Origin of the sequence: Hymenobacter puniceus, assembly GCF_014333525.1 — a bacterium.
GTDB lineage: Bacteria > Bacteroidota > Bacteroidia > Cytophagales > Hymenobacteraceae > Hymenobacter.
In genome coordinates, this window is record NZ_JACSCX010000006.1 from 121,939 (window position 1) to 133,838 (window position 11,900).

The 11,900-nt window shown below is 61.0% G+C and carries 9 protein-coding genes and 1 tRNA gene; 5 read left to right on the forward strand and 5 right to left on the reverse strand.

Going from position 1 to position 11,900, the window contains the following annotated elements; all coding sequences use genetic code 11:
• Positions 1–103 precede the first annotated feature (103 nt).
• Together H8B14_RS16460 and H8B14_RS16465 are read left to right on the forward strand one after the other, a co-directional pair.
• Positions 104–1,042, forward strand: a complete 939-nt coding sequence (locus H8B14_RS16460) for a 1-aminocyclopropane-1-carboxylate deaminase/D-cysteine desulfhydrase (RefSeq protein ID WP_261990068.1) — start codon at positions 104–106, stop codon at positions 1,040–1,042.
• Between the two features lie 70 nt (positions 1,043–1,112).
• Positions 1,113–1,748: a DUF4230 domain-containing protein gene (locus H8B14_RS16465; RefSeq protein WP_261990069.1), complete on the forward strand. Its 636-nt coding sequence runs from the start codon at positions 1,113–1,115 to the stop codon at positions 1,746–1,748.
• Positions 1,749–1,921: 173 nt separating this feature from the next.
• On the opposite strand, the gene H8B14_RS16470 is transcribed toward H8B14_RS16465, so the two are convergent.
• Entirely contained in the window at positions 1,922–2,434 is a 513-nt protein-coding gene (locus tag H8B14_RS16470; RefSeq protein WP_187316754.1) for a regulatory protein RecX, read from the reverse strand.
• Positions 2,435–2,591: 157 nt separating this feature from the next.
• Here H8B14_RS16470 and H8B14_RS16475 point away from each other — a divergent pair, with 157 nt between their 5' ends.
• Both H8B14_RS16475 and H8B14_RS16480 read left to right on the forward strand, forming a co-directional pair.
• Complete coding sequence (locus tag H8B14_RS16475; protein WP_261990070.1) at positions 2,592–3,476, forward strand: DMT family transporter; 885 nt, start codon at positions 2,592–2,594, stop codon at positions 3,474–3,476.
• Between the two features lie 129 nt (positions 3,477–3,605).
• Positions 3,606–6,227, forward strand: coding sequence for a DUF5686 and carboxypeptidase regulatory-like domain-containing protein (locus H8B14_RS16480; RefSeq protein ID WP_187316755.1), 2,622 nt, complete (start codon positions 3,606–3,608; stop codon positions 6,225–6,227).
• A gap of 211 nt (positions 6,228–6,438) precedes the next feature.
• Here the strand turns inward: H8B14_RS16480 and H8B14_RS16485 are convergent, their stop codons facing one another.
• Both H8B14_RS16485 and H8B14_RS16490 read right to left on the reverse strand, forming a co-directional pair.
• Entirely contained in the window at positions 6,439–6,729 is a 291-nt protein-coding gene (locus tag H8B14_RS16485) for a DUF4834 family protein (RefSeq protein WP_187316756.1), read from the reverse strand.
• A gap of 14 nt (positions 6,730–6,743) precedes the next feature.
• On the reverse strand, positions 6,744–7,490 hold the full coding sequence (locus H8B14_RS16490) for an FkbM family methyltransferase (protein ID WP_187316757.1): 747 nt from the start codon (positions 7,488–7,490) through the stop codon (positions 6,744–6,746).
• Positions 7,491–7,672: 182 nt separating this feature from the next.
• Here H8B14_RS16490 and H8B14_RS16495 point away from each other — a divergent pair.
• Positions 7,673–7,745 (forward strand) — tRNA-Thr (locus tag H8B14_RS16495).
• A 145-nt stretch (positions 7,746–7,890) separates the two neighbouring features.
• Here the strand turns inward: H8B14_RS16495 and H8B14_RS16500 are convergent.
• Positions 7,891–9,954 carry a glycoside hydrolase family 65 protein gene (locus H8B14_RS16500; protein WP_222840628.1) on the reverse strand — a complete coding sequence of 688 codons (2,064 nt, stop codon included), beginning with the start codon at positions 9,952–9,954 and terminating at the stop codon, positions 7,891–7,893.
• Positions 9,955–10,080: 126 nt separating this feature from the next.
• Positions 10,081–11,847, reverse strand: coding sequence for a glycoside hydrolase family 13 protein (locus tag H8B14_RS16505; protein ID WP_187316758.1), 1,767 nt, complete (start codon positions 11,845–11,847; stop codon positions 10,081–10,083).
• Positions 11,848–11,900: the final 53 nt, after the last annotated feature.

Genomic DNA, 11,900 nt, shown 5'->3' on the forward strand with positions numbered 1-11,900 from the left:
GAGGCTTATTCGTCTTGAAGCCCCAGCCAATTGCGGCCTACCGGTCGGTACTTTCTTAGTTTTGGATAAGGACAAGCCGCAGTCGGTGGGGCCTTTTCATGAAATGCTCTTTCTGCTTCTGATGCTGCTCGAACTGCTTGCTGAACCCGATGCCACCCGCCAGAAGATCCGGCTGCTGCTCCTGCGCGACGACCTCGCGCACCCGGAGCTGCCCGGCAACAAGTGGCGCAAGCTGAAGTACAATCTACAGGAAGCCGACCGCCATGGCCACGATACACTGCTGACTTTCGGCGGGGCCTTTTCCAACCACATTGCCGCCGTAGCCGCCGCCGGGCGCCTCACCGGCCTGCGCACCATCGGCCTGATTCGGGGTGAGGAAACCACCCTGCTTAACCCCACGCTTGCCCGCGCGGCTGCCGATGGCATGACGTTGCGCTACCTCAGCCGCGAAGCCTACCGCCGCAAAGCCGAGCCTGAATTTCTGGAGGACCTGCTCCGGGAAACCGGTCCGGCCTACGTGGTGCCGGAGGGCGGCTCCAATGCGCTGGCGCTGCCCGGCTGCGCCGAGCTGGTCACGGAGCTACAGGCACAAACCGACTTCGATTACCTGTGCGTGGCGTGCGGTACGGGCGGCACACTGGCCGGCTTGCTCACAGGCCTGGCGCCACACCAGCAAGCAGTAGGCATGGCGGCCCTGAAAAACGGCGGCTTTCTGCGCAACGATGTAGATGCCCTCACGCAAGCCGCCACCGGCCGCAACTTTCCCAACTACGACCTGCGCACTGAGTATCATCTAGGAGGCTACGCACGGTTTTCGCCGGAGCTGCTGCACTTTATCCGGGAGTTTGAGGCCCGCCACGGTGTGCTGCTGGACCCCATTTACACCGGCAAGCTGCTGTTCGGCATCTTCGATTTGCTGCGCCAGGGCTATTTCCGGCCGGGCAGCACGGTGGTGGCAGTGCACACCGGCGGCCTGCAGGGCTGGGCAGGCTTCCGGCAGCGGTTCGGGCCCCGTAGTGCGTGGTGGCCGGCCGAACAATAGCCTAGCCAGGCGGCGCAATTTGCCGGTTTCGCGTATACGGCGGCTACTGCCCTCCTAACTTCTGCTTTGCATGTCGCTGCCCCTCCTGATCCGCCGTTTGCTGCCGTTGTTGTTTCTGCTGGGGTTAGGCTGGTTTCTCTGGACAAAAGTCGGCTCCGTGCTCAGCGAGCTGGAAAATCCGCTCAACCCCACGCCCCGCGTTACGGTCACGCACAACACGGTGCTGCAGAAAGTGGAAAGCCTGGGCCGGCTGGAGTTGGTGCGCTACCAGTTCAAAGACGTAGTGGAGTACAAAAAAAGCACCTACCGCTTCCTGCCCGACGCCAAAGTAGCCCTCATCGTGGCCGGCAACGCCATTGGCTGCCTGGATTTGCGCAAGGTGCGCGCCCAGGACGTGGTGTTCGAGGGCGACTCGGTGGTGCGGGTGGCGCTGCCCGCCGCCGAGCTGTGCACCTGGCAGGTAGACCACAGTCAGAGCCGCGTGTTCAGCGTGGAAAACGGCTTTTTCCAGGATGCCGAATTGGTAGATGCTGGCTACAAATACGCCGAAACCAACGTGCGCCGCGCCGCCCTGCAGTCCGGTATTCTGGCTCAGACCGAGCAGAATGCCCAGCAAATCCTGCGCCCCATGCTCGAAACCATGACCGGCCGCCGCGTGGTGCTCACCAAGCAGATGCAAAACCCGCTCCGCCCGGCGCAGCGGTAGCTGTCATTGCGAGCAGAGCGAAGCAATCCTTCCTCTCCGTGAGACGAGCAGCCCTAATCGAAAAGCCCCCGGCTGTAGGTTGCTAACCTAATGCCGGAGGGCTTCGCGCTTAGGGAGGTTTTCAGCTTGGCGGAGGAAGGATTGCTTCGCTCTGCTCGCAATGACACGCTGTTCTATTCGTCGTCGTCCTTTTCTTCTGGAGTTTTTCCTAGGTCATCGAGGGCCATTTTTATCAAATCCTGCTCGAAGCCTTTGGCCGTGAGGAAAAGCTGAATTTTCTGACGGCGCAGGCGCGGGTTGCGCTCCTTTTCCTGGCGGTCCTTTTTTTCCAGCACATCTACCAGGTTCTGGTAGTATTCGTCGCCGTCGATTTCCTTGAGGCCCGCTTTGATGCAGTAATCGGAAATACCCTTTTGCTTAAGCTCCTGCACAATGCGGCGGCGGCCCCACTTCTTGGTGCGGTAGTGGCCGCGCACGTAGGCCTTGGCAAAACGCTCCTCATCCAGCAGCTTTTCGCGGCTCAGGCGGATAATGATTTCGCCTGCCTCATCTTCATCGAGGCCGTACTCGCGCAGCTTGCTTTCCACCTCTTTCTGGGTGCGCTCCTGATAGGCGCAGAAGGCGGCAATCTTCTGCAGGGCTTCGGCGGGCGTATAGAATTTCTTTTTCTTCTCAAACGAGTTCATAGCGGAAAGCAACGGGCAAAACCAGCCCAACAGGCAGGCAACTTACGACACAGGGGCGGCTTGAATCGTTCGGCTACGCAGAAACAGATGTTCTGCTTTGAGGTTGAATCCCTGCTAACAATTCCAGCCCTCCGCTCTTTCGCCTTTACTTTGCTTCATGCTTACCCCTGGTATTCGTTACATGCTGCTGAGTACGCTGGCGTTTGCGCTGCTCAATGTATGCGTGAAGCTGCTCGCCCACTTGCCGCCGCTGGAAATTATCTTTTTTCGCTCCACCCTTTCCCTGCTGTTCAGCTACGTAGCGCTACGGCAAGCCAGTGTACGGCCCTGGGGCCAGCCGGGCAGCCGCTGGCATTTACTTTCGCGCGGCACCACGGGGGCACTGGCGCTGGTACTGTACTTCTACACACTCCAGACCATGCCGCTGGCTTCAGCGGTGACCATTCAATATCTGGCGCCCGTTTTCACGGCGGTGCTGGGCATTTTCATTGTCAAGGAAAATGTACGGCCCTGGCAATGGCTATTCTTTCTGGTATCGTTTGGGGGCGTGCTGCTGGTGAAAGGCGTGGACACGCGCATCACACCGCTGTATCTGGCCATGGGCGTGGCTTCGGCTGTATTCTCGGGCCTTTCCTACAATGCCATCCGGCGGATGGGCGGGCGTGAGCATCCGCTGGTGATTGTGCTGTACTCGCAGCTGGTAGTAGTGCCTTTCAGCGCTGTGTACTGCCTGCTGCACTGGACTATGCCTCTGGGCTGGCACGAGTGGGGGTTGCTGCTGCTGACGGGCATCTTCACGCAACTCTCGCAGGTGTACAAAACCAAAGCCTACCAGGCCGGTCCCCTGGCCAGCATCAGCAGCCTCGATTACCTGGGCGTACTGTACGCGTTGGGGCTGGGCTACACGTTTTTCGGCGAAACCTTCGGGCTTCCCTCCTACCTGGGTATGGCGCTGGTGCTGCTGGGTGTAGCCCTGAACACAGCCTACGCCTACCGTCAGGCGCGACGGCCAATGCCGGTGGTTGAGGAAGTGGCTGCGTAGTATCAGTTGCCGAGACCCTTAGTCGAAAATAGCCCTGGCTTGGTCGAAAACAGCCTTAGTTGCTGGCTGTATACAACCGTTGGGCTACCTATTCTATCTATCTTGGCGTCGTCTATTTCAACCTGCTTTATGCCGCGTATTTACCTGTTTCTGTTGCTCCTACTGCTTGCCGGCGCTACCCACGGCGGCGTAGTGCGGGGCCGCGTGGCTGATGCCGCTGGCGCCGGCCTGGCCTTTGCCAACGTGGCTGTGCGCACCACTACCACCAGTACTGCTACCAACGAGCAGGGCAGCTACCAGCTGCGCCTGCCCGCCGGCCAGTACGAGCTGGTGTTTCAGTACGTCGGCTACAAGCCGCGCATTGAAAGCATCCGTGTCGCCGGCGGCGACACGGCCCTTATCCTCAACGTGACGCTGGAGCCCGAAAGCTACAAGCTGCGCGAAGTAGTGGTGCGCGCCTCCGACCGCGACCCGGCCTACGCCATCATCCAGCAGGCCCAACAGTGGCGGCGCTACCACCGCCGCGAGGTGGCCGCGTTCAAGGCCCGCACCTATATCAAGGCCCTGGCGCGGTTTGTGGAGGTGCCGGGCAAGATTCTGGGCTTGGTTAAGATTGGGCCCGACATCAAACCGGGCATTTTCTACCTGTCCGAGTCGGTGTCAGAGCTGAGCTTCCGGCAGCCCAACGTGGTGCAGGAGCGCATGATTTCCTCCCGAGTGAGCGGCGACGCCAAAGGCATCAGCTTCAACCGGGCCGGGCGCGGCGCGGGCCTCAATTTCTACGACAACGTGCTGAAAAGCGGCTTTTCGGAGCGCGGCTTCGTGTCGCCGGTGGCCGATGGGGCTATGCTGTTCTACAAGTACGAGCTGGAAGGCAGCAGCCAGCAGGGCGGCGTATTGGTGCACAAAATCCGCGTTACGCCGCGCCGCCGCACCGACCCCGTGTTTTCCTCGGGCCACATCTACATCGTGGACGGTACTTGGCGGCTGCATTCCGTGTCGCTGTACCTCGACAAAAACGCCCAGCTCGACTACGTCGACAGTTTCCACATCGAGCAGCTGTTTGCGCCCGCGCCCGGCCCGTCGGATGTGTGGGTGATACAGTCGCAGAAGATTACGGTGGGCTTCACGGCCCTCGGCTTCAAGGGCAACGGCTACCTGACGGCGGTGCTCAGCAACTACCGCGTGCAGCCTACCTACCCCAACCGCCCCGCTCCCACAGCCTTGCCCGCCACGCCTGAGCCCGCCGATGCCCCCGTCACGCGCGAAACCGCCGCCGACATCCGGCGCCAGAAGCCGCAGCTCGGTGGCCTGAGCCGCGAGGTGCGCCGCCAGGCCAAGCTAGCCGAGCGCGACACCGCTGGCCTAAGCATCGGAAAGCTAAAGCGTGGCGAGGTGATGCTGGTGGAAAAAGGTGTGAACGAGCGGGATTCCAGCTATTGGGACAGTATCCGCCCGATTCCACTCACCGCGGAAGAGCAAAAAGACTACACCGTGAAAGACAGCACCGAAGTGGTGCGCAACTCGCGCCCCTATCAGGATTCGCTGGACCGGGCACGCAACGAGTTTAGTGCCGGTAACCTGCTCACGGGCTACTTCCACAACAACAGCTTCCGCAAAACCTCCTGGATTGTGCCGCCGGCTTACAACCTCCTGCTCTATAACACAGTGGAAGGCACGGTGCTGCATCCGCAGGTCACGTTTCGGCAGCGCACCGACGACCGGCGGTTTCATTCTATCACGCCGGCTTTGCGCTACGGCTTCAGCAATAAGCTGCTGAGCCCAAGCGTATCGGCCGTCTGGCAGCTGCATCCTGTGCGCGTGGCCCAGCTTAGCGGGCAGGTGGGCCGCACCATCGAGAACTTCGACCCTAATACGCAGCTCACGCCCATCATTAGCACCACTTACACGCTGCTCAACAATCGCAACTACGCCAAACTCTACCGCCGCGACGGCGCCCGGCTGGGCTATCAGGCCGAGGTGCTGAACGGCCTGACGCTGGAAGGCACCCTGAGCTACTACGAGCGTCGGGAGCTGGAAAACACCACCATCGACTTGTGGCGCGACCGGGCCGGCGTGGCCTTCACGCCCAACGATCCGGTGGCCGAAGAGCTGCCCGGCGGCACCAGCTTCGGCCGCAGCCAGGCACTGGGCTTTGAGCTGGAAGCGTCGTTCCGGCCCGGCCAGCGCTACATTACCCGCCCCGATGGCAAAATCAACCTGGGCTCGAAGTCGCCGACGTTTACGGCCCTCTGGCGGCAGGGCATCGGCGGCGTACTGGGCTCCGATGTGCGCTACACGCTACTGGAGGCCGGTATCCGGCAAACCATTGGGCTGGGACTATTAGGCACGAGCAGCTACCGGGTGTCGGCTGGCGGCTTCATAGGTCAGCCGCAGCTCTCGTTCATGGACTACCGCCACTTCAGCGGCAACCGCACCTACTTTGCCGCCGACTTCAGCCAGTTTCAGCTGCTCGATTACTACCGCTTCAGCACGCGCAAGTCGTTTCTGGAGGCGCACTTCAACCACCATTTCAACGGCTTTTTCCTCAACAAAATCCCGCTGCTGCGCCAGCTGAAGTGGCAGGAAGTGGCTTCGCTCAACTACCTTACCACCGCACAGGTGGGCCACTACGTGGAGCTGGGCGTGGGCCTAGAACACGTTTTCAAGGTTGTCCGCGTCGATTTCTACACCGGCCTGCAGTCGGGCCAGCGCGTGGGCACCGGCCTGCGGGTCGGCATCGGGTTCTAGCGGCGAGTTAGCGCTCCGGCTGTCATTGCGAGGACGCAAGCCCCCGCGGGGCAGCACGTTGGTAGCAATAAGGCATAAGCTAGAAAATCAAAGCCCCCGCGGGGTGACACCTGACCCGTATGGATAAGGTGCCGCCCCGCGGGGGCTTTTGTATTTGCAATGACTGCTGCTACCAATATGCTGCCCCGCCGGGGCTTATGGGCAATTACGGCTACTTCACCTCCTCGAAATCCACGTATTCGCCGCCCTTAAACTCTTTAGGCTCGTCTTTTTTCTGACGCGGCGTAGGTGGCACGTAGTCGATGTGGACCTGGCCGGGCGCCTCTCGGCCAGGCGTTGGAGGCGGTGCGGCGCCGCCGAATGGAGCCCCGCCGAACTGCTGCGCGTGGCGGCGGGCTTGCTTCTGCAGAAAGCCCACCACCAAATACCGCATCAGCAGCGGCAGCACAAAGCGCACGACCAACGACAGAACCAGAAAAATCAGCAGGATTTTGATAAACATGGACAAGCCGGGAATTAGGCGAACTGGAAGTAGAAATCGGCCGTGACGGTGCTGTTTAGCTGGGTTTCAGTGCACGGCACCAACTCAGAACGCGCCGACAGCACAAATGGTTTGTAGCCTAGTGCGGCGAGGGTAGTCACCACGGCGCGGCGGTTTTCCAGGCCATTGAGCTCGGTCTGGATGAGGGGCCGGAACCGTCGTAGCGTGTCTTGCATGTTGGCAAACACCACGTGCTCGAAGCCTTCCACGTCGCACTTCACAAAGTCGAGGCGCGGCAAGTGGGCCAGCAGGTCGTCGGGCACGCGCATGGGCACTTCGTAGGTGCGGGCGTAGTGCTCGTTGGGGTTGCTGGACGCCACCTTGGTCATGCCGTGGTGGAGCAGGCCGTTGCGCTCAGGCGTGCCCATCTGCACGGTGGTATTCTCGCTGCCCAGCGCGTAGGGCAGCAGTGTGAGGTTACTGATGCCGCTGCGCTTCACGTTGTCCTGCCAGATGGCTTGGAAATCCGGAATCGGCTCGACGGCCAGCACCTGCCCCTCTGGTCCCACCAGCCGCGAAAGTGCTACCGAGTAGTACCCTAGATTTGCGCCGATATCAAGGCACACAAAACCCGGCTTAATGATCTGCTGCAGGAAAAACAGCTCCGGGTATTTCTGCCGGCCCCAGCCCGCGCCCACCAACCGCAGGTACACGCCGCTCACGAGACGAATGTAGCGCTCGAAGCCAAGCGTGCGGACCAGAAGTTTGCGGAGTGCTTTCATAGGAAACGCAAAGATGCCGGAAAGGTGGGAAATGCGGCGTGGTCTTTTACAGACGCTTATCACCATACAAACTGCTACTAGCCGCCAACAGCATTCTGCGCAAAAAACACAACCAATAGTTGCGCAGGTTTCCGCCGGCTTTCTATCTTTGCTGCCCCCGACGGATATGCCGCCGCGGAAATGCCTGTTTAGCTCAGTTGGTAGAGCAGCTCATTCGTAATGAGCAGGTCGTTGGTTCGAGTCCAATAACAGGCTCACGCACAGAGAAAACCCGGAATTTCACTTGGCTGATGACAGCAGTGAGGTTCCGGGTTTTCTGCGTTTTCAGTTAGGTGAAGTTCAGCTGGCGCACATCATTTCGGAAGTTGATGCTGGCGGGCTTTTAAAGCAGCGGAAAGGTCTAGCGGTTTGTCGTGTAGGTTTTGTTTTGCCCGCCCACGCCGGTAATCTTCACCGATTGCCAGCCGGTGGGCAACGTGGTTTTGCTTTGGGTGATGCCCGTGGGGGTGATATTCAGGCCGCCAAAACCCATGAGCACAGCCTGCAGCACGCCGCCCGCGCCGGTGGCAAAGTAGGGGTTGGTGCCGCCCTTAGTTTCGGCGATGACGCGGAACGGCGGCAGCAGGTTAGGCACGTAGGAGTCCTGAAAGAAGTGGCGGGCCTTGTCGGCGTTGCCGAGGCGGGCGTGCAGCAGCGCGAAGATGGCCTGCGTCATGGCCGGCGTGCCTTCGTTCGGGACGCGGGTTTCATAGTATTCCAGGTCTTTGCGAACCTGAGCCGGGGCCGTGATGACGCCCAGCGGGTAAGCCAGCAGGTTCACGTCGCCCTGCTTGATACCCTCGCCGTTGTAAGTGGCGTGCTCCCGCGTGACGCCGTCGGGAAACTGCAGAATCGGGATGTTGCGGGCCACCAGCTGCCAATCGGCGTTGGCGGGCAGATTCAGGAGCTTGGCGGCGGCGGCGGCGTTTTGCAGGTTCACGCGGGCGGCAGCGTTGGTGAAGGCATTGTTGTCCACATTCTCAGCCCACTCATCGGCCGCCACCACGTTCTTGATGTCGTAGTGGCCGGGGCCGTTGCGCTCCACGCGGCTAGCCCAGAAGTCGGCGGTAGCCTGGAGGATGGGCCAGCCTTTTTCGCGCAGCCACACCTTATCTTGCGTCACGCAGTAGTACTGCCAGGCGGCCAACGCCACGTCGGCGGTTATGTGGTGCTCGAACGGGCCGCTCAAAGCCCACACCGGCGTTTCTTCTACGCCCGTATCGGCGCTTTCCCAGGGGTACATGGCGCCCTGATAGCCATGGGCAAAGGCATTTCGGCGGGCCGCTTCGAGGCGCCGGAACCGGTATTCCACCAACGATTTGGCAATGTCGGGGTGCAGTACCAGCAGCGCCGGGAACATCCACAGGTCACTGTCCCAGAACACGTGGCCGTTGTAGCCCAGCCCCGAAAGGCCCATCGGCGAGGGGGAGTAGTCTGTACCGGCCCGGGAAAAGCTGTAGAGGTGGTATAGCATGCTGTGCACGTCCTGCTGGGCCTGAGCGTCGCCGGTTATCTGAATGTCGCTTTGCCAGAGTTCGTCCCAAGCCTTGTTGTGGAAGGCCAGCAGCCGCTCGCGGCCTTCCAGCCGGGCGAAGATGGTAAGGCGCTCGGCTTCGTTCAGGGGGTCCTGATGATGGGCCGAGGTGATGCTGGAGCCCGCCACGGCGTAGGCGTAGGTTTGGCCGGCCTTCAGGGCTTTACTAAATTTCATCAGGTGCTGGTTGCTGTCCCACATTTCGTGGATAACGCGCGGCTCCTGCCCATGCGGCTCGCCAAACAGAAAGCTGGTGGACGCGCACAGCTGCAGCCGCCCGGTGCTGCTCTTGGCCGACGACGTGAGCAAGCTCAGCGTGGCGTGCGGTCGGTCGATTTCGTTGTAGTAATTCTGCACGTCGCGCAGGGCGTCGGGCGCATCCATCACGCTGGCCGCCGCAATGCTCACGTCCTTTTTCGCCGTCACCGACACATCGAGCAGCACGGTGTAGGGCAGTTGGCGCAGGGCGTAGTACGTGTACTTGATAGTGGCCTTGTCGGCGTAGTCGAAGGTGGTGGTGAGCGAGGCGTGACGCATGTCCAGCTCCTGCCGGAAGTTGGTGGCGTCGCGGCCCGACAGGCGGCGGCCGTCCACTTCCAGATACATATTCAGCAGGTTGAAGCTGTTGAGGAAGTTGCTGACCCGGCCCCGACCGTACTGGTCGTAGGCGCCAGCCAGCACCACGCTCTTCACCTGAAACGGCTCCGGCGACGACACAATTCCCAACATGCCATTGGCCACGGTGGCGCCATAATAGCTGCGTGGATCAATGGTAGCCGCCGTGATGCGCCAAGGGTCGGGCGGCGTGGTTTGGGCTACAGTGGGCCTTACGGCGGTGGATAGCAGCAGCGTTAGCGCAGCAAAGAGCAGATTCGGAAGATGGATGGACATTGAGCGGGTGGGAAAGGATGGCAAGGAGAGAAGCAATTCGAAGTAGGATACGGGTATCGTCCCCGCCCGTCGTTTGCACCATTGCAACGATTCTGTTCAATAGCGGGCGGGGGCAAGCTCCGCGCCCTACTGTAACGGGAGCACCAGCGCTTGCCAAGGCGCTAAATCCAGCGTGGCAGCCGCCGCAAACGAAGGGTAGTTGTTGAGCCAGGGCGCACCGCCTGAAGTCATGCCGGCGGGAAGTGGCCAGCGGCGCTTTTCAGAGGAAAAGTTGAGCACCACCAGCACCTTTTCGCGGCCCTGCGTGCGGATGTAGGCGTAGATGTGCGGGTTGGCCGCATCCAGCAATTGGTATTGCCCATACACCAGCACCGGGTGCGCGTTGCGCACCGCAATGGCCCGGCGGAAGTGGTTGAGCACCGACGCAGAATCTCGTTCCTGCGCGGCTTGGTTGACGGTGGTGTAGTTGGGATTAACCGGCAGCCAGGGCGTACCGGTAGTGAAGCCCGCGTTGGCGGTGGCATCCCACTGGAAAGGTGTGCGGCTGTTGTCGCGCGAGAAGCGCTGCAGGCTTTTGAGGTAGGCCGGCAGGTTGCCGCCCTGGCTGCGCACCAGCTCGTAGCCGTTGCGGGCGGCTAGGTCGCGGTAGTATTCGATGCGGCTGAACCGGATGTTGGTCATGCCCAGCTCGTCGCCGTTGTAGCAGTAGGGCGTGCCGCGCATGGTCAGCAGAAACGTGTTGAGCAGCTTGGCCGACGGCGCGCGGAACGCCGGCCGGTCGTCGCCGAACTTGCTCACCATGCGGGGCTGGTCGTGGTTGCCCAGGTCGAGGGCCTGCCAGCCTTTTTGGGCAAAAGCGCTGTCCCATTTCGTGAACACGCGCTTGAGCTCCGTGAGCTGGTAGGTGTCGGAGTTGCCGCCCACGCCGGTGCCCTCGAAGTGGTAAGTCATGTCCAGCTCTTTGCGGGCGGGGTCCACGAACAGCATGGCCTCGGTGGGGTTGCGGCCGGCGCCCTCGGCCACGCTCATCACGTTATACTTGCTTAGCACCTCCCGGTTGATTTCCTGCAGGTAGTCGTGCAGGCGCGGGCCGTGGTTGTAGGCGTTGGCGTAGTTCTGCTCGGTGAGGCCCGGCATGGCCGGAAAGCTGGGGTCTTTGGCCACAAACTGAAAGGCATCCATCCGAAACCCGTCGATGCCCTTATCCAGCCAGAAGCGCATGATGTTATGCACCTCCTGGCGGAGCTTGGGGTTGTTCCAGTTCAGGTCGGGCTGCTTTTTAGAGAAGATATGCAGGTAGTAGGCATTCGTGAGCGAATCGTACTGCCAGGCGTTGCGCTTCACATCAAACGTACTGTAGCGGGCCGGAGGCGTGCCTTTTTCGGCGGGCCACCAGTAGTAGTAGTCCCGGTAGGGGCTGGTGCGCGAGCTACGCGACTGTTTGAACCACGCGTGCTCGTCGGAGCTGTGGTTGACCACCAAGTCCATTACCAGCTTGATGTTGCGCTGGTGCAACCCCTTGAGCAGCGCGTCGAAGTCCTGCATGGTCCCGAACTCGGGCATGATGGCCCGGTAATCGGAAATGTCGTAGCCGTTGTCGTCATTGGGCGAGGCGTAAATCGGGTTCAGCCACACCGTGCCCACCCCAATGCTTTTCAGGTAATCGAGGCGGGAGATGATGCCGGGCAAGTCCCCTACCCCGTCGCCGTTGCTGTCCTGAAAACTGCGCGGGTACAGCTGGTAGACCACAGTTTCCTTCCACCAGCCGGGCTTTTTGGCTACCGTATCAGCCGCGGCCGCAGCAGGCGGAGCGGTGGTAGCGGCAGTTTTGGGGTTTTGGTTGCAGGCGGCCAGCAAAGCCAGCAGCGGCAACCCAAGTCGCAGACGCTTCATAAATGGAGAGTAGTAAAGACCGAAGATGTGCCGACCTGTCCGCACGCAAACAG